Source organism: Bacillus sp. UNC438CL73TsuS30 (assembly GCF_000482325.1).
In the GTDB taxonomy this organism is placed as follows: Bacteria; Bacillota; Bacilli; order Bacillales; family Cytobacillaceae; genus Neobacillus.
On record NZ_KI535298.1, the window covers coordinates 18,680 to 40,191 of the forward strand.

Sequence of the window (21,512 nt, forward strand, 5' to 3'; positions counted from 1 at the left end):
ATTGATCACTTATTGCCAAGGGTCTAAATCATTTTAGGAGGGTGATATTGATGAATACAAGTGAGGTTTCAAAATTATTAGGAGTATCTTCAAGTACCATCCAACGCTGGGTAAAGCAACTCGAACTTCCAATGGAAAGAAATGAACGGGGACATTATTTTTTTAAAGATGGGGACATTACCATACTAAAAAAAATCCAGGAACAAATCCAAAATGGAGCACTTATACAAGATATTGCACCCATCCAGGAGAAAAAGCCACGAAGGGGAATCGTTAAGGAAGTGGAAAACGATCATGCAATGGAAAAACTGTTTGCCAAGGTAAGTGAGTTGGAAATCAGCCTGAATGAAAAAGCGGACTCCGTTGCCTCGTATCAACTCCTGCAGCACCGTAGAGAAATTGAGGAACTTCAGTCCCAAGTAAAGGCATTAAATCTCCAGCTCGAAACACTTCAAAAGCAAGTTACCGAGCTATCCACCCCTGTTCAGACAGAAATTGTTCCTTTCCAAAAGAAAAAACCTAAAAAGAAGAACATTGTCAGCATGTTATTCGGATTGTTTTAATAAAAAAAGGGTCGAATGTGGGAAATCACATTCGACCCTTTTTTATTAAAGATTATCTGGTCAAACCCTTCTGCTTATGACCAGATAAAATATCTAATTCGACCAACGGACTTGTATACTTCTTGATAAGATAACTTCCAAGACCTATACAAATGATAAATGAAAAAATAATCAGTAAAACATAATTATTCGATACCATATCTAAACGATCGTTCGGTAAAAACGATTGAATCGATTTTAAAATAAACCCATGAAATAAATAGACATAAAGGGTTCTTTCCCCTATTTTTGTTACTTTAAACTTATTTGAAGGAATTAATGCCAAAAAGCCAAATACAACAACAAGTGTAAGGACATATTGACCGGCACGAAGTAATCCATCGATAAGCTGCTCTTCCCCCATATGTGCATAAGAGGTATCACCTAATAGCCATGGAACCGCATCCTTCGGAAAGCCAATCGCAAACAATACCATTATCGAAAGAATGACCACCACTCCAAGAGGACGTGAAATTTTGGAGCGAATCAGTCCTCTAAGCATTTCCTTATCCAACAAGTACCCTAATAAAAAATAAGGAAAAAACACGAAGGTTCTTGAAAGGCTTAAAAAACTGCCGACGGAATCAATATAACCAATCAGAATTCCTAAAATGACGGAAACCAAAAATCCATACCATCTGTATTTTGCAAATAAATAAAGCATTAAATTCCAACAAAACATACTAAGTAAGAACCATAACGACCAATGCGGATGAAGAAAATCAACTTCAAATGATTTTTCCTGACCGCTTACAAAGTAAAAAATGGAGTAGATAATTTGAAAAATAAAATAGGGTAATAATATTTTTTTTACTGTTTTTAATAAATAGCCTTTTTTTCGGTAGCCTTTGGCGAAATACCCTGAAATCAAAATAAAGGCCGGCATATGAAATAGGAATATGACTGTATATAACGTGAATAAGAATCCATCATCCTCTTTTAACGGACTAATCACATGACCAAAAACAACCAGAAAAATTAATACAAACTTCGCATTATCAAAAAACATACTCCTTTTTGAAGCTGAAGCCATTTTATCACCTCAAATATTATTTCAAAAAAGGTATTTAAAATTATTCAAGATTTTAAAAGTGGAGATCTAAAATCATTATACCCTTTTTATATTACAGGGATATGTAACTGAGTTTTCTTTCTGTTTCATCCTTTTTACAATTTTACAATAATAATCAAAAATACCCACGATTAATTTACCATAAAAATCTTAACCCAAGCTTAATATTAGCAATTTTTTTTTAAGCTTTGGTTAATTAATGTAAATGCCTTCCAATATTAATTTTAAAAAAATCATAAAAAAATAACTCGGACCAATTTTCAGATCCGAGTTGATTTTTCTTATTTATCTAATTTATCGATTAATTTTTTTACCAATGGTTGATAGTTTTCTTTGACCTCATCTATTTTGATTGAAAAAGCTTCCGCCAATTGTTGGATACATTCCTGATCATAACGAAGCCAAGATCCGTACGTCCGTTTAATATACCGTTCTGCTTCCTCATATGTTTTAAATATGGAATCATATCTCTTACCATTATGTATGACCGCATAGGCATTCTCATTTACCGGACGGATAAAGGAAATTTCTCCTTTTACACTTTTATAGCTTGTACCAGTTTTTGCTTCTTTTAAATTAAATTCATTCTTGTCCGGATCCGGCTTTAGCGTTGGTAAACTAAATACCTTTATCACAAATTTTTCAAATGCTTCGGCTGACATTTCTGAGCCGGAAGCTTTCGGATGGCCGCCGCCTCCAAAACGTTTTGCATATTCAGCAACATTCACTTCGTCATGTATGGTTCGATACCCAACCTTTTTGCCACTTACATTTAGAAGTAGAATCATATCTAAATGAGGATAGAGTTTATTTAACGCGTTTCCGAGCTCAGATAAATACTGTTCTGCATGAATGATTCCAATGCAATAATCATCAATAAAGGCTTGCACGGTCTGTCTGCTTTTCGAATGAATATAGCGGTTAATTTTCGCTTCTTCCATATCCAGCAGCATATTTTCAGTTTCCGTTAAATAGAAATTTTGTGGATTTTCAGAAAAACGCTTGAGCATCGCTTCTTCAAATTGTTCACGATTTAAAATATAGAACAAATCATTCAGGCGTTTGGCATCAATATTATTATTTTCGTCCCATTCCCATGTATCATATTGGCGGACTAATTCGATAAATTCCTCAAGTGCCTGATTCCGCTGAATTAAACCTTTTTCCATTAAATAATCATAAAATAAGGAAGTTGCGCAGGTTTTCTTTCCTGTATCATATTCAGGGTGAACAAGTGCCCACTTATATTCATTAAAATGCAGGGCTGTAACATGATGGTCAATCATTCTAATATGCTTCCCTTGTTGATAACGGGCTGCTAGCTTTTTCTCATTCGTTTCATTGACAGCTAAATCCGTAATATAGATTTGTGAACTATGATTTTCGGGATTTTCGATATATGTTTCTACCTGCTGGTTTAAAGTCCGATATGAGCAATATGAAACATCAGCGTTTTCACCAAATGCAAGTTTAGCAATGACTCCGCAGCCAAGTCCGTCCAAATCAATATCGGTAAATAATTTTACCATCTTCCTTACCACCATTCTTCATTTTTTCCATAAGAGTTAGTTTGTTGTTGGAACAATCATCTTATACGATTGTCAAAAAAGTGGAGCCAACTGCAAAGTAGCAATTGGCTTTTCTAGTCTATCGCAGTTCCTTTAGTTTATTTTGCATGGGTGTCCGTGGTTTTGGCTCACTGATTTCTTCAGGGTAACCAACGCCAAATACCCCAATCACGTCATATCCTTCTGGTACCCCCAGAATCTCCCGTTTGTTTGCTGCCGCTGCAATAGAGGACCAAAATGTCCCGACCCCTTCTTCCCATGCAGCTAAATTAAAATTTTGAACAAAACATGCCGTTGCTAGAGCATTTTCCTCTGTTTCAAGAGCTGTTGCCCCATGTTTTGATAAAACAGCCATTAAGACAGGAGCATTTCCAAAATTGGTTTTATGGTTCAATTTTGCTCGAGTTTCTTGTCCAATAAAATATACTTCCCAAGGCTCCGTCATTCGATGATTGGGGGCCATGGCCGCCGCCTCAAGCCAGGTGATCAGTTTCTCGGATTGAACCGGATCAGTTTTAAATTTTTTTATCGTGCGGCGTGACTTAATCGTTTCCAAAATACTCAATGGATTTCTTCCTCCCATTCAAAATACAGTTAACGAATACACGTTATACTATCATATGTAGGATGTATTTTCCAGATTCCTTTCTTTTAGAGTTACAGTTATAAAAAATACATGCCTGTACACAATAATGGTCGAGGTTAAAGAAAAGGGGTGACATCATGACCAATCGTAATGATAACCGGGAACGTAAAAACAAGTATCCGAATAATAAAAAACAAGACAGTGAATTTGCGAAAGAAACAAGCATCCGCAGTGAAATCACTAAAAAAGATATGCAAAATAATTAAAATAAAGAAAAGAAACTCACTCCTAAGGAGGGTTTCTTTTCTTTATGAACGAAAGATGACCGTTCGTTTACATTTTTGGAAGTGTCACTTTAATGGTTGTTCCTTTGCCTTTTTGGCTCAATGCCTCTACTTTTCCATGATGCAACTGCACAATCGATTGAACGATCGACAGCCCAAGGCCGGTTCCTTCAACGAATCGCGTCCTAGAAGTATCCGCCCGATAAAAACGGTCAAATATTCTTTTCAATTGCTCTTGTTCCAAACCAATTCCACTATCTTTAACTGTCACTTCGACGGATGAACTGGAATCAATTAGGTCAATTTCAATATTTCCATTTTCATTATTATACTTAATCGCATTTGTCAGCAGGTTTTCCCAAACAGAATAAAGCAAAGAGGAGTCCCCATTAATCCACGTTTCAGGGAGTGAATAACTCATCATAATCCCTTTATCACCAATACTCCACTGATATTGATGTAGCACGCCTTTTAATTGCTCAGCAAGATTAAAACGGCTGATCTTCATTAAGTCCTTCTTGCTTTCAATTGAGGCAAGAAGTAGTAACTGCTTTGTAATCGTCGATAACCGCTCTACTTCCGATTGAACAACATGGATATATTGAGTTTTTTCCTTTTCCTCAAGATTTTGATCATCTAGTAAATTTAAATATCCCTTTATATTGGTTAGCGGGGATTGTATATCATGAGAAATATTTGAAATCAATTCTCTTCTTAATTGTTCCACTTTCGCTAATTTCTGTGACATATTCGTAAAGCTGACTGCCAAATCCCCTAATTCGTCACTCCGGTCAATGTCTAATTTTACCGAAAAATTACCCTCTGAAATTTCCTTTGTTGCTGCGTTTAGCTTTCTAATCGGTTTCACCAAATAATTTGTACTCACTAGGACCAAAATAACACTGAGCAAAATCGCAAGCAGCAGGAGCCAGCCAAATAAAATATGCATTTCATTAAACATTAACTTAATATCAGGGCGAATAAAAATAGCATATGATTTTTTCTCGTATGTAAACGGAACACCAATTGAGTTCTCTAATTCATTAGCAAAAAAACCAGTCACAAAGGTTTGTTTCGGAAATTGACGAATCCCATGGTACACCTCACCATTGAGCACCATTTCCTTCACAGCATCAGGGAGATTTTTTTTTCGAAAGGCTGACCCAAATGACTGTTGATGCCCCGTCGAATCGACCAATAAGATTTGATAGCCGATTCCGCCAATATGAGTGAAATAATCCTTTAAACTGATCTTTTTTTGCTTACTGGCAAAGTCAGCAATTTTTAGGGCAAAACCAGTGATTTTCTCATCATTCTGTTTCTTCAATGTCACCTGGTAATAATGATTGGAAACAATAAACGAAAGAACCCCGCTTAAAATCATGATTAAAATCGTCGTAATCGCGAACTTACTATAAAGAGATTTCATTTATTGAACCTCCAGCGAATAGCCAACCCCTCTGATTGTCTTGATGGAAAAATCTTTTTCAATCGTATTGAATCGTTCTCTGAGGCGCTTAATATGTACATCGACGGTTCGTTCATCCCCTTCAAAATCCAGTCCCCAAATCTTTTCAATTAAATGGCCGCGGCTAAATACTTGATTTTGGTGTTCGGCTAGAAAGGAAAGCAATTCAAATTCTTTTAATGGCAGCATATAGGTTTTCTGATTGATTTTCACCTCATATCCCTTTTTATTAATAAAGAGGGAGCCAAGACTTATATTGGCTTCACTTGTTTTTCCATATCTTCTTAACAGTGCGTTCACGCGGAAAATTAATTCGCGGGGTTCAAATGGCTTAACTAAATAATCATCCGTTCCCGACTCAAACCCTTTCTCTTTATCTTCAATCTGGCTTTTGGCTGTTAATAAAATAACTGGGATGTCATACTGCTTCCGTATTTCTCTTGTTAAACTATATCCATCCATTACGGGCATCATAATATCGACAATGGCCAAATCGCATATGTCTGATTCGAGAAGCTTTAATGCTTTTGCACCGTTCTCTGCGGCAACAACCTTAAATCCCTCTTTCGTTAACAATCCTTTAATCAGATTAAGGATATTCACATCATCGTCAGCTGCCAAAATTGTTTTCATTTACACACCTTCTACTAATTTACATTATTAATTCCCCTACAATTGTAATCAATCCATAACAATAAGGAAAGATTAAGCCTTTAAATCAGCGATTCCAATCTCGATTCGACAAAGTAACAACTTTTATGTTATACTTAGGTTGTTGCATTAAGGCATGCTAAATAACAAGGTTGATTTTTAAAGCATAGTTAATTGAAGCGGAAATCAACAACCAACACAAAAAGGAGGACAAAACATGATCGAATTTAAAAATATTGTTAAAAAGTATCGGACAAAGACAATTATCAATTCATTTTCGTTAGATATCGAAGCAGGACAGTTAGTCGTATTTATCGGTCCCAGTGGATGTGGAAAAACAACACTGCTGAAAATGATCAATAAATTAATTCAACCCTCATCGGGAAAAATCTATGTAAATGGGAAAGATATCTCGACCATGAATACGATTGAACTTCGCCGAAACATTGGCTATGTTATCCAGAATACGGGTTTATTCCCACATATGTCGATTAAGGAAAATTTGGAACTCATTCCGAAGCTAAAAGGCGAAGATCCGGAGGCAATTACCAAAAAAACGGAGGAATTATTGGAGACGGTCGGATTAAATCCAAAGGAATATCTGCACCGCTATCCAAATGAACTGAGCGGCGGGCAGCAGCAAAGGGTTGGAGTAGCTCGTGCTTTCTCCACTAACTCCGATATCATCTTAATGGATGAACCATTTAGTGCCTTAGACCCCGTGACTAGAAGCTCTCTGCAGGATGAACTATTCCAAATGCAAAAGGAATTTAACAAGACGATTATCTTTGTAACGCATGATATGGATGAAGCTATTAAAATAGCTGACAAGATTTGTATTTTAAAAGATGGTGATATTCTTCAATATGATTCACCTGAAAATATCTTAAAAAATCCGGCTAACCATTTTGTTGAAGACTTCATTGGAAAAAGAAGGGTATGGAATAACCCTGAATTACTATTGGCCGAGGATATTATGATCGCTCATCCGGTTAAAATTACTGGCAAACGTAATGTTCTTCAGGCAATTGAAATTATGAAGGACCATAAGGTAGACAGCTTAATGGTAACGAATAAGAATAATATTCTCATCGGTTTAGTGACATTGAAAGGAATTCAATTGCTGAACCGTAATGATGCAATTGAGGATGTGATGGAGCAAAATGTTCTATCTGTATCCCAAGATGCCAATTTGATTTCAGTTCTTACAACGATGAATGAACACAAGATTGGCTATGTACCTGTTGTAAATCACATGAATCAATTAACAGGTCTTATTACAAGGAGCAGTATTTTATCAGCATTAAGCAGCCAACTAATTGACTTGGAGGTGGCCTTTTAATGAAGGATTTCTTGAACTATTTACAATCAAACTCAGACCAAATTTTTGGTTTAATCGGGGAACATTTATATTTAAGTGTCGTTTCAGTTGTGATTGCGATTATTGTCGGCATCCCGCTCGGAATCTTGATTTCCAGAGAGCCGAAATTATCAAAGCCGATTATTGGAACAACCAATGTCATTCAAGCGGTTCCAAGCTTGGCCTTACTCGGGTTTTTAATCCCGTTTATCGGGATTGGCAGCACCCCTGCCATTGTAATGGTAGTGCTTTATTCTTTACTTCCTATTGTTAAAAATACCTATACAGGGTTAACGAATATTAATGCAGACATTCTGGAAGCCGCCAAAGGTATCGGTTTAACCAAGAGCCAGACGATGAGAAAGGTTCAGTTGCCGTTAGCTTTCCCGATGATTATGGCGGGAATCAGAATTTCAGCAGTTACCGCAGTAGGTCTGATGACGATCGCTGCCTTTGTCGGAGCTGGCGGGCTTGGTTATTTGGTCTTCTCAGGTGTGCAAACTGTTGACAACAACATGATCTTAGCGGGTGCGATTCCTGCATGTATCCTGGCACTGTTAATTGACTTTATTGTTGGAAAACTTGAGTCTTCCATCTCTTATACTAGTAAAATCAAATCCTCTAAAATGAAGAAGAAACCAGCAAAAAAATGGCTAATTGCCACTAGTGCTATTGTTGTTGTCGTTGCTGGAGGCTTTGGTGTTTACGCAAAAGCAACAGGGAGCTCCAAAGATAAAATTGTCATTGGTTCTAAAAATTTTAGTGAACAATTAATTTTAAGTAACATGCTTGCTGATGTCATTGAAGATAAAACAGATTTGCAGGTCGAACGAAAATTAAACCTCGGTGGTTCACAAGTGGCTTTTAGTGCCCTTAAGAATGGTAATATTGATGCCTATGTCGAATACACTGGCACTGGTTTTGTGAATATTTTAAACCAACCGCCTGAAAGTAATCCTGATAAAGTTTATAAATATGTCCAAAAAGAATTTAAGAATAAATATGGCATTGACATGCTAAAACCGCTTGGCTTCAACAATACGTACGCACTGGCAGTACGTCAAGATACGGCGAAACAATATGGATTAAATACTATTTCGGACTTGGCAAAAGTAAGTGATGGTTTAACCTTCGGACCGACAATTGAATTTCCAAACCGTGAAGATGGATTAATCGGTCTTACCAAAACGTATGGAATAAAATTTAAAGATGTGAAAGCTGTTGATGGCGGCCTGCGCTATACGGCTTTAGATCATCATAAGAGTGATGCCATTGATGCATTTTCTACTGATGGATTACTTGAAGCCTTCCATTTAAAAGTATTAAAGGATGATAAACACTTTTTCCCTCCATACTATGCCGTACCAATCGTAAAAGAGGAAACATTAAAAAAACATCCGGAATTGAAAAAGGCATTAAATGCGCTCTCGGGTAAAATAACAGATGAGAAAATGCGTGAATTAAATTATAAAGTAGACAGCTTAAAGCAGTCTCCGGCAAAAGTGGCAAAAGAGTTTTTACAAAAGGAAGGAATTATAAAATAATTCTAAAGACCGGTCTATACTATAGACCGGTCTCCTTTTTATTCCTCTAAAAAATGCTGAACTCTTTCGTATGTTTTTTCATCTCCTATGACAAGGAGAATATCGCCTTCGTGGATTAAAGCATAAGGGCCGGGTGAGATAATCATCTCCCCTTTCCTTTTCATTCCAATCACTGTCCCTCCAGTGTTTTGCCAAAACTTCATATCTGAAATCGTCTTGCCAATATGGATGCAGCCAGGAAAAATTTCAATCTCAAGTGGTGCTAATGGATTCGTATGGCGCAATTTGTCTGAATAGTCCATAATTTTCGTTAACGTTTCATACAACTGTTCGTCCAATTTTTCTCGTTCCACAATCAGATGATTCATTTGCTTCTTCAGGTCTTTTACACTGGCAAGATTCGAAAATCGATGAATATACTTGAAGGCATTTTCCCTTGAGGAGATCACAATTCCACTGCCTTTAGTAGAATGAACTATCTCCACATCTTCTAATATTTTTATTGCTCTGCGGACGGTTTCAGGAGAAACCTTGTATTCACTAGCCAATGTGGATCTGCCATGAATTTTTTCTCCTACCTTGAATTTACCATCATAGATTCGATTGGCTAAATCAATGGCGATTCGTTCATAGGTAGGTATTTGTGTCCTTTCCATAAAAAACCTCCGACACCACTAGTTTTAAAAAATTCTTGTCTTACTTTTTGTATCTAATACCCTTCCACTATACTCTTTTAGACGATAGCTTGCGAGTGAAAAGTTAAAGACTCTATTCAGAGAATTTTGGGCATAATTGTAAAAGGAAATGGAATGAGGTGAGGACATGAAACGTAACATAATTCTTTGTTTAAGTATCGCCTTTATGATTTTTATGACCACCCTATTTGTCTTTTACCTCATTAAAGACGACACCTCTAATTGGCAGGTAGCTCTCGGCGGTATCATTGTCAGTGCCTTACCATTATTACTATTGCGCTTAAAAAATAATCCTTTTAACATTCCGCAAATTATAGGTTATTTCTTATTTCTGTTTTGTTCTACTTATTTAGGGTCTATTGCCCTTTTTTATCTTCATCATAAATGGTGGGATTCAACACTTCATTTTTACAAAGGAGCATACGTTGGTGTGATCGCCTTTACACTTTTTAAAATACTGGTGCCTTCTCAAAATCGAGAGGATGTATCGCAGTGGGTTCTCTTCCTATTTGTGCTTTCTCTTGTTGCTTCAGCTGGTGTATTTTGGGAAGTCTATGAATTTTTAGGGGATCTAACGTTTACACATACGATGCAAAGGGGCGGCAACACCGATACCATGTATGATTTATTATGTGGTTTAGCCGGCGGACTCCTGATTGCACTATACTCCTTAGTCCGCAAACAACAGGTTTAATGGGAGGAAATAAACAATGAATCGGAAACTTGTCATTCTCATTAGTGCAGCCTATGTACTATTTATGGCCATTTTGGCTTTTTATTATCATTCAACCGGTGCATCATTTAAATCTACAGTAGCAATTGGCGGAATTGTCTGCGGTGCGATTCCGCTTCTGTTAGCTCTTTTTACAAAACTTCAATTCAATTTGCCGATCGTTTTTTCTTATTTGATTTTCTTGATTGGTTCACAATATTTAGGTTCGATTCGCGGCTGGTATGGCCTTGGCTGGTGGGACACCTTTATGCATTTTATCAGCGGTGGTATCCTTGCATTTGCAGCGATTGCTTTATATGAACGCCTGATTCACAGAGATGCCGGTAATGCCATCTCCCCTTGGTTTGTCTTTTTGTTTACTCTATCTTTTGCGGCCCTTGGCGGAGTCTTATGGGAGGTTTATGAATTCAGTTGTGATCAATTTTTGGGAATGACCTTGCAAGGAGGCGGAAATACAGACACGATGACCGATTTGATTGCCGACACTGCAGGAGGGCTTGCCATTGCCATTTGGGCTGGAACTCGAACAAAAATAAAATTAGAGAAGAAATGAAAAAGCAGACCAAAAATAGGTCCGCTTTTTCTCGTCTTGTGATGTATGTAACGTTTAAACCATCACGGCTGCAAAGAATTCATCATAAAGTGCTTGAACGGCTCTTTTTTCTTCGACTTCCTTAACACCAAACATCATGCTCACTTCAGATGAACCTTGATTAATCATTTCGATATTAATTTTTGCCTTTGCTAAAGCTTTTGATGCTCTGGCCATTGTACCCACATTTCGGCGCATGCCTTCACCAACGACCATAATCAGGGCTAGGCTGTGTTCGAATTTTACTAAATCAGCATTAAGGTCTGTTTCGATACGTCTTTTAATTTCTTCCTCCATTCCTGGAGCAAGCTGATTCTCTCTTAGGATCACCGAGATATCATCAATACCGGAAGGAGTGTGTTCATAAGATAGACCAAACTCCTCTAGAATACCAAGAAGCTTGCGGCCAAATCCAACCTCTCGATTCATTAAATACTTGCTTACATAAATACTGCAGAATCCCTCATCACTAGCAATTCCGATAACAGGACCGTTTGTATTATCGCGTTCATAAACAATTCTTGTACCAGGTGCTGAAGGATTATTTGTATTTTTTATATTTACCGGAATTCCTGCTCGGAATGCTGGAACAAGTGCTTCATCATGAAGAACAGAAAATCCTGCGTAGGAAAGCTCGCGCATTTCACGATATGTCAATTCTTTGATCTCCTTTGGGTCGCTCACTAATGACGGATTAACGGAATAAACTGCATCCACATCGGTAAAGTTTTCATAAAGATCGGCCTTTAAGGCATTGGCAAGGATTGAACCGGTAATATCTGATCCGCTTCGTGAAAAGGTAAATACATCCCCTTCCTTGCTATAGCCAAAAAATCCTGGGAATACTAAAATTCCTCGTCGATCATGTAGTGAGGCTAATTTTGTATATGATTCCGGTAGAGTTTGAGCATTTCCTGGCTCATCACTGACAAGAAGTCCAGCATCTTTAGGATCAACATATGAGGCATCGACACCTTGCGATTGAAAATAGGCAGCAACTAATTTTGCGTTGTTATCCTCTCCGCTAGCTTTCATTAAATCCATAAACCGTTCAGGATTACTCTTATCCGAGGAAACTCTTCTTTTTAGGTCATTCTCAATTTCCTGAATGACATCTGAAGAAATGGCTAATTCTTCAGCAATTAACGCATATCTTGCCACTACGGCGTCTAATTTTTCTTTTGGATCCTGATTCTGTAAGGAAAGTTCAGCACACTCAATCAATAAATCCGTTACCTTCTCATCTTCAGAAAATCTTTTTCCTGGTGCCGAAACGACTACTACCTTCCGTTCAGGGTCTGAAACAACAATCTGGAAAACCTTCTCTAATTGTTTTCCTGATGCTAAAGACGATCCTCCAAATTTAACGACCTTCATTTCTTACAACTCCTAATCTTTTAAAAATATAATCTTAATTTTATTCTAATTCTGAAAATAATCAATAGTTTTTTTCCTCCTATTGAGGACATTTGTTTATTTGCAGTGGACAATAATACAATTAGACCAAAAAAGCAGGTAAATTTCAACTATTAAAGCCCACTGTCTTTCCTATAAATAAAATTTAACGAATGAGTTCAATAAAATGAAAAAGAATCTTGGCAGTTAACCCCCATATAACCTTTTCTTCATAAATATAGAAATATTCGTCCAATCCTCTTGTCCGCCATTTATAATTTTCTCCCCCCGGAATTAACTCCAATGGAAAGTTTTTTTCCGGTTCAACTTTAAAATTCAAATTGTACACTTCCGGCTTATGATTTAAGAAAAAGGAAATGGGTACCGAAAAAACATCCCCCACTTCAGCTGGATTAGGTTGTATCGATTCAGGACAATCAATAAATCCAGCGAAGGGATAAATAATCATACCAAACTGTGAAACCATATAATCCAAAGGAAAAACTCTCGAGATATTTTCTCTTTTTATTCCTAGTTCCTCAAGTGTTTCCCTTATTGCTGCTTCTTTCTCATCAGAATCGTCAGAATCAATTCTTCCACCCGGGAAACAAATTTCTCCCGGCTGTCTCCTCAGCTCCATCGACCTGACTTCAAACAGGATATGGATTCCATCCTCTTTTTGAATAAGAGGTAAAAGTACTGCATACTTGGAAAATTTTTCACTTCCCAGTATGGTCGGGGTATGTGTTTTTAATTTATGATGAATAAATTCCAAATCCATAAATTTCACCTCTTTTGTTTCACTATACTTGATAAACTGCTATCAAGTATTCCCTGTCATAAAGGAATTGTTATTTTAATTTTAGACAAGATTCATGGTAGAAATTACTCTTTTCAATTCAAATTTCTTATTATCCTCATACATTTGTCTTGATTGCCAATAACAGCCCTGTTGACCAATCCATTTCTGTAATCACCAAATCCGGTCTTTTTCGGAGTGTATCAACAAGTTTGGGAGCTTTGATTCTATATTCTTCCGGCACTCTCTCATCTGGAAGCAAATCATGAATCACATAAAACCCTCCCACATTTAGATGATCTAGGGTTTTATCAAGTAGCTCGAATTTTCCTGGCCAGGTGTCGGCAAAAATAAAATCAAATTGCTCTGACATTTTTTGAATAAAAGCCGCTCCGTCCTCGCACCGGAATGATACTCTGCTGTCTTGCCCGAGGTACCTCTTAGCAATAGATTGCACACTCGCATCTATGTCAACCGTCGTGAGCCTGCTTTCATCATCCATTCCCTCAATAATCCATGAAGCCGATGCCCCTGCGCCTGTTCCTATCTCTAAGAAATTCCCTCTTGATTTTGAGGAAGCCAATCCTTTTAGCAAAAACCCTGTTTTTCTGTCACATGACTGCTCAAAGCCAATCAACTTAGAGTCTTGTAATATTTTCGCGTAAGCAAGTGGCGCTTGCAAAACTTTGTTTTCCTCCATGACAATCCCCCTATTTAAATTGGCTGATGATTTCCGCTCCAATCAATATAGTTAAAAATCAGCAATGACCTTTTATATAGAATATAAAAAATAAAAAGGCCTCTTGTGATAAGAGGCCTTTGGATAAACGATACCGACCTCTTATCTCCCAGAGTATGTCTACTCTGTTGGAATTAGCACCTTCCTGAAATAATCAGGGGTTGCTGAGGTTTCGCAGGGCCAGTCCCTCCACCTCTCTGGATAAGAATAAATTTTATGGAATTTATTTCATTTGCCAATAAGTATCGCACAGTTTATACAAAAAGACAATACTTTTACACGATAATAATCTCTACCCATTTCATAAAATTATTGCTTTTTCTCTGCCCAAGAGTACATATAATCAAGATCTTCAACGGCAGCTGCGGTTTTAACAACCTTCAATGGATGAAACGTATCAATCATAACAGCTAATTCCAATGTTTCTTTTTTGCCAATGCTTGCTTCTGTTTTCCCAGGATGAGGCCCATGCGGGATGCCGCTAGGGTGAAGAGTGATCGAGCCCTCTTGAATCCCCTTTCGGCTCATAAAATTACCCTCCACATAATAGAGGAGCTCATCACTGTTCACATTGCTATGGTAATATGGCGCCGGTATGGATTGCGGATGATAATCATATAATCTTGGCACAAAGGAACATACCACAAAATTATTTCCTTCGAAGGTTTGGTGAACAGGCGGCGGCTGATGGACCCTTCCCGTAATCGGTTCGAAATCCTCAATATTAAACGCCCAGGGATAGAGATACCCATCCCAGCCAACCACATCGAACGGATGATGGCCAAAGATATGCGAATGGATATTTCCTCTCGATTTTGTTAAAACCTCAAACTCGCCCTTTTGGTTAAATGTCTGTAACGATTCCGGACCACGGATATCCCGCTCGCAATATGGACTATGTTCCAAAAGTTGCCCATATTCATTGCGATAACGCCTTGGTGTTGTAATTTGGCTAAAGGATTCTACAAACAGCATTTTCGTCGTTTCATTTTCATTTGGAATCAGACGATAAATGGTTCCAATTGGTATCACTAAATAATCCCCCGGCCGGTAAGAAATCGTTCCAAACATCGTCTCAAGCCTTCCGGAACCATAGTGAATAAAGAGCATCTCATCGCCATCGCCGTTTCGGTAAAAGCTAGGCATTCCTTCCATCACATTTGCGGTTCCCATCAGCATATCCTGATTACCTAAAAAGTACTGTCTTCCTGTTAGGGCATTTCCGTGCTTGGATACATTGCCGGTAAAAAAGTGACGGTGCCGTAAACTTTGCTGGTCTTCATATTCCGGCAAAAAACTCCCGACTAATTCGGATTTCACTACTTCGGTAGGCATGTATTCATGATATAAGATCGACTGAGTTCCCGAAAACCCGCGTGTCCCCATCACCTGCTCGCGGTAAAGGCTGCCATCTTCCTTCTTATGGATTGTATGACGTTTATGGGGAATCTTGCCCATCTGGCGATAAAACATCCGGCCACCCCTTTTCTAACCCTCTATAATCGTATTCTTTAAAACCCCTAATTTTTCAATCTCAAGCTCTACACGATCTCCGGGCTCTAACCAGCGGTGGACCTTAGGGCCAAGCTCAAGAATACACCCTGTCCCAACAGTCCCAGACCCTATGATTTCCCCAGGATATAGTGTCACTCCTTTGGAGGCCTGTTCAATCATTTCGGCAAAAGAGTAGTAAATGTCTTTCATATTCCCTTCCGATAGGAGAACGCCATTTACACGCGCCCTCATGGCAAGATTAAAGCCTTTCCCCGCCTTCAATGGTTCTACTTCATCCTTCGTTACAATCCACGGTCCTATAGAAGTAGCAAAATCCTTCCCCTTCGCAGGGCCAAGTCCTACCTTCATTTCTTTTCGCTGAAGATCTCTTGCACTCCAATCATTTAATATACAATAGCCGAAAATATACTTGTCTGCTTCCGCGGCAGGAATATTTCTGCCCTCTTTGCCGATGACACAAGCAACTTCTAGCTCATAATCCAGCCAATCTGATTCTCCTGGCTTCACAATTTCCTCTTCCGGTCCCTTGATGGCTAAATGATTGGAAAAATAAAATACAGGAATCTCATACCATTCTGGAATCATTTCAAGTCCCCTGTTGTCTCTTGCCGTTTTTACATGCTGCTCAAATGCATAAAAATCTCGGAAACTCTTCGGTACGGGTAATGGAGCTTTTAAGCGAATATCTGATAATCGATAGACTGCGGAATCTTCAACTGAAATCGAAATAAGCTCAGCAGCCTTTTTCAAGTATTTTTCATGGCAATTGATAAAGTCTAGTAAGTTAGCAGGAAAGTCATCGCCTGTTGCTTCAATCAAATCAACAACATACTCTTCGTTTAACAAGAGGCCGGCCCGAACCGTTTTATCACTTTTTTCAAAAGTTACAAATTTCATTTTCCAGCCTCCGATTTTCTTACCATATCAAAGGTCCGCACTAACGGATCCGTAAAGGTGTTTCCCGCCATCCTGCCCAGCGGCTTTAGTTTTTTAAAATCAATCCGGCCATTGTTATAAAGGTCGTCGGTCACATGTACATGGACCACTTTGCCAATAACAAGGCTTCCGGCCCCTGGCTGATCACCAAAATCCAATACTTGGTACAACTCACATTCCAAATGGACAAGCGACTCCTTTATCCGAGGGACCTTGATTTTTTTACTAGATTCTTTCGTTAAACCGCTCTCATTTATTTCATCAATTTCAGGAGGGAATTCAATCGCACAATCATTCATTTGTGATGCGATTCCCTCACTGACGATATTAATAACAAACTGTTGCGTCTTTTCAATGTTAATAAGTGTATCCTTTTTCGCACCGTCCTTCCCTCTCCGCATCGGAGAGAAACAGACCAGCATTGGACTGGCACAGATAGCAGTAAAAAAACTAAACGGCGCCGCATTCGCCGTCCCATCCTCCGCCAAGGTTGATACAAATGCAATCGGCCTTGGCAAAATAGATCCAACTAATAGTTTATAGGCTTCTTTCCATTCAAGTGTCTCCGGGGTGATTTCCACTGCATCCACCACTCTTCCTTATCAACATAAACTTTGAAAAAAGGGAGAAAGCATTTCCCCCCTTTTTACCGACCATATGGTGATCCCTTTAAAAATATTACACTCTTTATCTAGTCATTATAAATTTCCCCGTCTAGCCTGCTCACGTTCAATCGACTCAAATAAAGCTTTGAAATTCCCTTCTCCAAAACCTCTTGCACCCTTACGCTGGATAATTTCCACAAACAAAGTCGGGCGGTCTACAATCGGTTTCGTAAAGATTTGCAGTAAATATCCTTCATCATCCCGATCGACTAAAATATTCAGCTCACGGAGCTTTTCTATTTCTTCATCAATTTTTCCAATCCGCCCGCCTAATGCTTCATAATAGGATCCCGGGGTTTTTAAAAACTCAACACCATTCTTTTTCAATGTGGTTACAGTCGATACAATATCTTCTGTTAAAATTGCTAAATGCTGAACACCAGGGCCATTATAAAATTCCAGATATTCTTGTATTTGTGATTTCCGTTTTCCTTCTGCCGGTTCATTGATCGGGAATTTAATCCTGCCGCCATTGTGCATGACCTTAGACATGAGAGCAGAATATTCCGTCGTAATATCTTTATCCGTAAAATGCTTCATTTCCATAAAGCCCATGACCTTCGAATAGTATTCCACCCATTCCTCCATCCGTTCCACATTGCCGACAACATGGTCGAAACCAATTAAACCGGCATCCTCGATTGGCAAATCATTTGAATAGGGTTCAAAGCCCGGCATGAATACGCCCTGATAATTTTTCCGTTCTATTAACGTATGGACGGTATCCCCATATGTACCAAGAACGGCCTTTTTCAAAACTCCCTTTTCATCCTTCATTTCAAAAGGTGCAATAATAGCGATTGCCCCTCTTTCAACTGCTGCACTGTAAGCCTTTTCAACATCATCTACTAGTAGCGCCACATCCCTGACACCGTCACCGTGTTTCTTTACAAATTGGGCAATCCTGCTATCTTCCGTATAGGAGCCTGTGATGATCAAACGAATATTTCGCTGCTTAAGAACATAAGATACGGACTCCCGATTTCCCGTTTCTAAACCTGAATAAGCCACTGGCTTAAACCCAAATGCCGTACAAAAATAATGACAGGCTTGCTTAGCATTACCTGTGTAAATTTCAATATAGTCAACATCACGCACCGGAAAGAAGTCATCCGCCAGCATTTCAGCTCTCACTCTTTGTTCTTTCATACGAAAACCTCCAAATGGAAAATTTAAGCTTTTCTGTTTTTATTTTACCGGAAGGGTTTTCGTCCTCTCAAGAATAGGGTGTAAAGCAATAACGCTTTTAGGTAATAAAGAAAACAACACACCTATAGTGATAAATTCATTATAAATCAAAAAAAGGAACAGCCTCTTGTCGGCTGTTCCCCTTCCTACTAAAAAAATATTTTTTTATCGACAAAATCTCGCTTGAATTTCATTATGCCAGGATGGCTCTATCACTTGCCATCTGTTCGCCGCGAATGCGTTTAAATTCTAATAATAAGCCCTCGATTGTTAAATTCTTCTTATTTTCCTCATCTACTTCAAGGATGATTTGGCCCTTATCCATCATGATTAATCGGTTGCCAAGGTCGATCGCCTGCTGCATATTATGTGTAACCATTAAGGTAGTGAGCTTGTATCGATCGACAATTTCCTTTGTTAGATTCGTAATCAGTTCAGCTCTTGATGGGTCGAGAGCCGCCGTATGTTCATCGAGAAGAAGAATCGATGGTTCAGTGAATGTAGCCATCAATAGGGATAGCGCCTGACGCTCCCCGCCGGATAGTAAACCAACCTTTGCACTTAGGCGGTTTTCCAAACCTAAATGTAATGTTTCAAGCACCTCACGAAAATATTCTCGGCGCTTTTTTGTAACTCCACTTTTAAGTGTTCTTGTTTTATTCCGTGAATAGGCCATCGCAAGATTTTCTTCAATGGTCATACTAGGAGCGGTTCCTGCCATGGGGTCCTGAAAAACCCGGCCAATCATCTTTGAACGTTTATATTCCGTCATGGCTGTGACATTTTTATCGGCAATATGAATATCGCCAATATCAGGAGTAATCACACCAGATATGATATTCATTAAGGTTGACTTTCCGGCACCATTACTACCGATAATCGTGACAAAGTCGCCCTTTTTTAGATTTAAATTGATTTGGTCAATTGCAATTTTTTCATCAGGTGTCCCTTCGTTAAATATCTTATGAATCTGATTTAATTGCAGCATGACTTTCACCCCTTTGATCACTTGAAGCCTTTATGATGTTCATTTTTTCTGCTCTTTTGCGTGCTTTTCGCTTTTTCTCTTTTGTGCCGTCAATAATTTTGGGAGCGATTAAAGCAATCAAAACAATTACAGCTGTAATCAATTTCATATCTCCCGGATCCAAAAACTCAATTCGTAATGCGAGCGTAACCACAATACGATATACGATGGATCCACCAATGACCGCAAGGGTGGTTCTGGCAATGGATTTGGTTCCAAACAGTGCTTCACCAATGATAACAGATGCAAGCCCGATGACAATCATCCCAATCCCCATTCCAACATCTGCAAAACCGCCCTGCTGTGCAATTAATGCCCCTGAAAAAGCCACTAATGCGTTAGAAAGCCCCAAGCCAAGAACAACAAGAAGGTTCGTATTGGCTGAAAGACTGCGAATCATTCGCTTATTATTTCCTGTCGCTCTGATTGCAAGACCAATTTCCGTTTGTAAAAACCAATCTGTAAACCCTTTAATAATAAAGGTAATAATAATCATGGAAATCAGAATTCCCCATGTAGAAGGAAGGCTATCTCCTAAACCGACAAGTGATAATAAATTGTTGAAAAAGGAATCGATTCCTGTTTTTTCAAACAGACTGCTTATTTTTGTGAATGATGTGTCGGAATTTAATAATGGTATGTTTGATCTGCCCATGATTCGCAAGTTAATGGAATAAAGAGCAATCATCATTAAAATTCCTGACAGTAAATTATTTATCTTCCCAACAGTATGGATCAATCCGGTCAAACAGCCTGCAATAAAACCCGCGAATAAGGCCATGATTGTAGCAAAAAACGGATTGGCTCCACCTGCAATCATTACTGCCGAAATCGCTGCCCCTGTAACAAAACTCCCATCCACCGTTAAATCTGGGAAATCCAGAATTCGAAAGGAAAGATAGACGCCCAGTGCCATAATCGCATAGATGATACCTGCTTCGAATGATCCAAATATGGCTGTAAACATTGAGTTCATCCTTTCTTTATTTAAGTTCTAAAGGAATAGGTATAGAAACCTATATGTAAAAAATTTTGGGAGAAGACCTAATAAGGCCTCCTCCAATCGTACTTTTTTAAAAGTGATTATTTTCCTTCGTAAAATTCTCCTAGCTTACTCCATTCATCTTTTACAGTTAAGCCCTGAGCTTCTGCGGCTTTCTTATTGATTACAAGTTTCAAAGATTTGGGTAGTTCAACTGGAATTTCAGAAGGCTTTTTCTTACCGGTTAAAATGTCAGCGGCCATTTCACCTGATTGATAGCCAATATCGTAGTAGTTGAATCCGCTTGCCGCCACAGCTCCGCGCTTCATTGAATCAAGTTCACCAACGAATAACGGTATTTTCTTGCTGTTTGCAACTGAAATAACCGACTCAAGTGCGGATACAACGGTATTATCTGTTGGAACATAGATTGCATCGACACGTCCAACTAATGATTCAGCCGCTTGTTTTACTTCTGCAGAGGTAGAAACAGAAACTTCAACTAACTTAGCACCTTTTGACTCAACCAAATCTTTTACTGCTTTTACCTGGACTTCTGAATTTTGCTCACCGGAATTATAGATAACACCGATTTTCTTTGCTTTCACTTCATCTGTAATAAAGCTGATTGTTTTTTTCGTAGCATCTGGGTGGTTATCCGTCGTACCGGTGATGTTTGGTCCTGGTTGATCGAAGGATTTTACCAATTTAGCCCCAACTGGATCGGTAACAGATGTAAAAACAATCGGAATATCCTTTGTTGCATTTAATGCTGCTGTTGCACTTGGAGTTGCATTAGCAAAAATCAAATCTACCTTGTTGCCGACAAAATTTTGAGCAATTGTCTGGGTATTATTCATATCCGCCTGCGCATTTTGGTCATCGTACTTAACCTTTAGTCCTCTATCAGCAAGTGCCTTTTTAAAACCTTCAGTTGCTGCATCTAATGATGGGTGTACGGCAAATTGGGTAATACCGATTGTATATTCCTTTTGACCCTCTTCTTTTTTCCCGCTTCCAGCTGTATCCTTGCTGCCGCAGCCTGCAAGCATCAGCATCCCCGCTAACACAAAGGAAAGCGATCGAACTGTCTTCTTCATAAGTAAAAATC

Annotated in this window: 22 protein-coding genes and 1 riboswitch; of the genes, 6 read left to right on the plus strand and 16 right to left on the minus strand. The window is 38.6% G+C overall.

Features of this window, described 5'->3' with window-relative positions; all coding sequences use genetic code 11:
• Positions 1 to 50 precede the first annotated feature (50 nt).
• Entirely contained in the window at positions 51 to 563 is a 513-nt protein-coding gene (locus M028_RS0126150) for a MerR family transcriptional regulator (RefSeq protein ID WP_026576488.1), read from the plus strand.
• Between the two features lie 52 nt (positions 564 to 615).
• On the opposite strand, the gene M028_RS31125 is transcribed toward M028_RS0126150, so the two are convergent.
• The 3 genes from M028_RS31125 to M028_RS0126165 form a co-directional block, all read right to left on the minus strand.
• On the minus strand, positions 616 to 1,635 hold the full coding sequence (locus M028_RS31125; RefSeq protein WP_035424856.1) for an acyltransferase family protein: 1,020 nt from the start codon (positions 1,633 to 1,635) through the stop codon (positions 616 to 618).
• 320 nt (positions 1,636 to 1,955) lie between these two features.
• Entirely contained in the window at positions 1,956 to 3,203 is a 1,248-nt protein-coding gene (locus M028_RS0126160; protein ID WP_026576489.1) for a DHH family phosphoesterase, read from the minus strand.
• A gap of 118 nt (positions 3,204 to 3,321) precedes the next feature.
• Positions 3,322 to 3,807 (minus strand): nitroreductase family protein, encoded by a 486-nt coding sequence (locus M028_RS0126165; RefSeq protein WP_026576490.1) that lies wholly within the window; start codon positions 3,805 to 3,807, stop codon positions 3,322 to 3,324.
• A gap of 158 nt (positions 3,808 to 3,965) precedes the next feature.
• On the opposite strand from M028_RS0126165, the gene M028_RS33915 reads away from it, so the two are divergent.
• Positions 3,966 to 4,094, plus strand: a complete 129-nt coding sequence (locus M028_RS33915; RefSeq protein ID WP_269320961.1) for a hypothetical protein — start codon at positions 3,966 to 3,968, stop codon at positions 4,092 to 4,094.
• 67 nt (positions 4,095 to 4,161) lie between these two features.
• Here the strand turns inward: M028_RS33915 and M028_RS0126175 are convergent, their stop codons facing one another.
• Both M028_RS0126175 and M028_RS0126180 read right to left on the minus strand, forming a co-directional pair.
• Positions 4,162 to 5,541, minus strand: a complete 1,380-nt coding sequence (locus M028_RS0126175) for a sensor histidine kinase (RefSeq protein WP_026576491.1) — start codon at positions 5,539 to 5,541, stop codon at positions 4,162 to 4,164.
• Complete coding sequence (locus M028_RS0126180; RefSeq protein WP_026576492.1) at positions 5,542 to 6,213, minus strand: response regulator transcription factor; 672 nt, start codon at positions 6,211 to 6,213, stop codon at positions 5,542 to 5,544.
• Between the two features lie 235 nt (positions 6,214 to 6,448).
• Here M028_RS0126180 and M028_RS0126185 point away from each other — a divergent pair, with 235 nt between their 5' ends.
• Both M028_RS0126185 and M028_RS0126190 read left to right on the plus strand, forming a co-directional pair.
• Positions 6,449 to 7,573: an ABC transporter ATP-binding protein gene (locus M028_RS0126185; protein WP_026576493.1), complete on the plus strand. Its 1,125-nt coding sequence runs from the start codon at positions 6,449 to 6,451 to the stop codon at positions 7,571 to 7,573.
• Positions 7,573 to 9,135: an ABC transporter permease/substrate-binding protein gene (locus tag M028_RS0126190; protein ID WP_026576494.1), complete on the plus strand. Its 1,563-nt coding sequence runs from the start codon at positions 7,573 to 7,575 to the stop codon at positions 9,133 to 9,135. Before M028_RS0126185 ends, M028_RS0126190 begins: the two co-directional genes overlap by 1 nt.
• Before the next feature lie 38 nt (positions 9,136 to 9,173).
• Here the strand turns inward: M028_RS0126190 and M028_RS0126195 are convergent, their stop codons facing one another.
• Entirely contained in the window at positions 9,174 to 9,791 is a 618-nt protein-coding gene (locus M028_RS0126195; protein ID WP_026576495.1) for a TrkA C-terminal domain-containing protein, read from the minus strand.
• Between the two features lie 166 nt (positions 9,792 to 9,957).
• On the opposite strand from M028_RS0126195, the gene M028_RS0126200 reads away from it, so the two are divergent.
• Together M028_RS0126200 and M028_RS0126205 are read left to right on the plus strand one after the other, a co-directional pair.
• Positions 9,958 to 10,524, plus strand: coding sequence for a hypothetical protein (locus M028_RS0126200; protein WP_026576496.1), 567 nt, complete (start codon positions 9,958 to 9,960; stop codon positions 10,522 to 10,524).
• A 16-nt stretch (positions 10,525 to 10,540) separates the two neighbouring features.
• Positions 10,541 to 11,116, plus strand: a complete 576-nt coding sequence (locus tag M028_RS0126205) for a hypothetical protein (RefSeq protein ID WP_026576497.1) — start codon at positions 10,541 to 10,543, stop codon at positions 11,114 to 11,116.
• Between the two features lie 54 nt (positions 11,117 to 11,170).
• On the opposite strand, the gene M028_RS0126210 is transcribed toward M028_RS0126205, so the two are convergent.
• From M028_RS0126210 to M028_RS0126255, 10 genes are all read right to left on the minus strand, one after another.
• Positions 11,171 to 12,532 (minus strand): aspartate kinase, encoded by a 1,362-nt coding sequence (locus tag M028_RS0126210; RefSeq protein WP_026576498.1) that lies wholly within the window; start codon positions 12,530 to 12,532, stop codon positions 11,171 to 11,173.
• 184 nt (positions 12,533 to 12,716) lie between these two features.
• Entirely contained in the window at positions 12,717 to 13,331 is a 615-nt protein-coding gene (locus tag M028_RS0126215) for an NUDIX hydrolase (protein WP_026576499.1), read from the minus strand.
• A gap of 136 nt (positions 13,332 to 13,467) precedes the next feature.
• Positions 13,468 to 14,049, minus strand: a complete 582-nt coding sequence (locus M028_RS0126220; RefSeq protein WP_026576500.1) for an O-methyltransferase — start codon at positions 14,047 to 14,049, stop codon at positions 13,468 to 13,470.
• 138 nt (positions 14,050 to 14,187) lie between these two features.
• Positions 14,188 to 14,296, minus strand: a riboswitch (SAM riboswitch).
• A gap of 101 nt (positions 14,297 to 14,397) precedes the next feature.
• On the minus strand, positions 14,398 to 15,561 hold the full coding sequence (locus M028_RS0126225) for a homogentisate 1,2-dioxygenase (RefSeq protein WP_026576501.1): 1,164 nt from the start codon (positions 15,559 to 15,561) through the stop codon (positions 14,398 to 14,400).
• Positions 15,562 to 15,576: 15 nt separating this feature from the next.
• The gene (locus M028_RS0126230; RefSeq protein ID WP_026576502.1) at positions 15,577 to 16,500 is read right to left on the minus strand and encodes a fumarylacetoacetate hydrolase family protein; all 924 of its coding nucleotides are present in this window, start codon (positions 16,498 to 16,500) and stop codon (positions 15,577 to 15,579) included.
• Positions 16,497 to 17,120, minus strand: coding sequence for a flavin reductase family protein (locus M028_RS0126235; protein ID WP_026576503.1), 624 nt, complete (start codon positions 17,118 to 17,120; stop codon positions 16,497 to 16,499). Before M028_RS0126235 ends, M028_RS0126230 begins: the two co-directional genes overlap by 4 nt.
• Before the next feature lie 117 nt (positions 17,121 to 17,237).
• Complete coding sequence (gene hppD, locus M028_RS0126240) at positions 17,238 to 18,353, minus strand: 4-hydroxyphenylpyruvate dioxygenase (protein WP_026576504.1); 1,116 nt, start codon at positions 18,351 to 18,353, stop codon at positions 17,238 to 17,240.
• A gap of 232 nt (positions 18,354 to 18,585) precedes the next feature.
• Positions 18,586 to 19,380: an ABC transporter ATP-binding protein gene (locus tag M028_RS0126245; RefSeq protein WP_026576505.1), complete on the minus strand. Its 795-nt coding sequence runs from the start codon at positions 19,378 to 19,380 to the stop codon at positions 18,586 to 18,588.
• A complete protein-coding gene (locus M028_RS0126250; RefSeq protein WP_026576506.1) occupies positions 19,355 to 20,386 on the minus strand; it encodes an ABC transporter permease in 1,032 nt (343 codons plus the stop codon). The genes M028_RS0126245 and M028_RS0126250 overlap by 26 nt, the downstream gene beginning before the upstream one ends.
• Before the next feature lie 116 nt (positions 20,387 to 20,502).
• Positions 20,503 to 21,501 (minus strand): ABC transporter substrate-binding protein, encoded by a 999-nt coding sequence (locus M028_RS0126255; protein WP_026576507.1) that lies wholly within the window; start codon positions 21,499 to 21,501, stop codon positions 20,503 to 20,505.
• Positions 21,502 to 21,512 lie beyond the last annotated feature (11 nt).

What these genes read in the sequence shown, in the direction of transcription:
- M028_RS0126150 (WP_026576488.1), top strand. Translation starts at nt 51, where the DNA reads ATGAATACAAGTGAGGTTTCAAAATTATTAGGAGTATCTTCAAGTACC.
- M028_RS31125 (WP_035424856.1), bottom strand. Translation starts at nt 1,635, where the DNA reads ATGGCTTCAGCTTCAAAAAGGAGTATGTTTTTTGATAATGCGAAGTTT.
- M028_RS0126160 (WP_026576489.1), bottom strand. Translation starts at nt 3,203, where the DNA reads ATGGTAAAATTATTTACCGATATTGATTTGGACGGACTTGGCTGCGGA.
- M028_RS33915 (WP_269320961.1), top strand. Translation starts at nt 3,966, where the DNA reads ATGACCAATCGTAATGATAACCGGGAACGTAAAAACAAGTATCCGAAT.
- M028_RS0126175 (WP_026576491.1), bottom strand. Translation starts at nt 5,541, where the DNA reads ATGAAATCTCTTTATAGTAAGTTCGCGATTACGACGATTTTAATCATG.
- M028_RS0126180 (WP_026576492.1), bottom strand. Translation starts at nt 6,213, where the DNA reads ATGAAAACAATTTTGGCAGCTGACGATGATGTGAATATCCTTAATCTG.
- M028_RS0126185 (WP_026576493.1), top strand. Translation starts at nt 6,449, where the DNA reads ATGATCGAATTTAAAAATATTGTTAAAAAGTATCGGACAAAGACAATT.
- M028_RS0126190 (WP_026576494.1), top strand. Translation starts at nt 7,573, where the DNA reads ATGAAGGATTTCTTGAACTATTTACAATCAAACTCAGACCAAATTTTT.
- M028_RS0126195 (WP_026576495.1), bottom strand. Translation starts at nt 9,791, where the DNA reads ATGGAAAGGACACAAATACCTACCTATGAACGAATCGCCATTGATTTA.
- M028_RS0126200 (WP_026576496.1), top strand. Translation starts at nt 9,958, where the DNA reads ATGAAACGTAACATAATTCTTTGTTTAAGTATCGCCTTTATGATTTTT.
- M028_RS0126205 (WP_026576497.1), top strand. Translation starts at nt 10,541, where the DNA reads ATGAATCGGAAACTTGTCATTCTCATTAGTGCAGCCTATGTACTATTT.
- M028_RS0126210 (WP_026576498.1), bottom strand. Translation starts at nt 12,532, where the DNA reads ATGAAGGTCGTTAAATTTGGAGGATCGTCTTTAGCATCAGGAAAACAA.
- M028_RS0126215 (WP_026576499.1), bottom strand. Translation starts at nt 13,331, where the DNA reads ATGGATTTGGAATTTATTCATCATAAATTAAAAACACATACCCCGACC.
- M028_RS0126220 (WP_026576500.1), bottom strand. Translation starts at nt 14,049, where the DNA reads ATGGAGGAAAACAAAGTTTTGCAAGCGCCACTTGCTTACGCGAAAATA.
- M028_RS0126225 (WP_026576501.1), bottom strand. Translation starts at nt 15,561, where the DNA reads ATGTTTTATCGCCAGATGGGCAAGATTCCCCATAAACGTCATACAATC.
- M028_RS0126230 (WP_026576502.1), bottom strand. Translation starts at nt 16,500, where the DNA reads ATGAAATTTGTAACTTTTGAAAAAAGTGATAAAACGGTTCGGGCCGGC.
- hppD (WP_026576504.1), bottom strand. Translation starts at nt 18,353, where the DNA reads ATGAAAGAACAAAGAGTGAGAGCTGAAATGCTGGCGGATGACTTCTTT.
- M028_RS0126245 (WP_026576505.1), bottom strand. Translation starts at nt 19,380, where the DNA reads ATGCTGCAATTAAATCAGATTCATAAGATATTTAACGAAGGGACACCT.
- M028_RS0126250 (WP_026576506.1), bottom strand. Translation starts at nt 20,386, where the DNA reads ATGTTTACAGCCATATTTGGATCATTCGAAGCAGGTATCATCTATGCG.
- M028_RS0126255 (WP_026576507.1), bottom strand. Translation starts at nt 21,501, where the DNA reads ATGAAGAAGACAGTTCGATCGCTTTCCTTTGTGTTAGCGGGGATGCTG.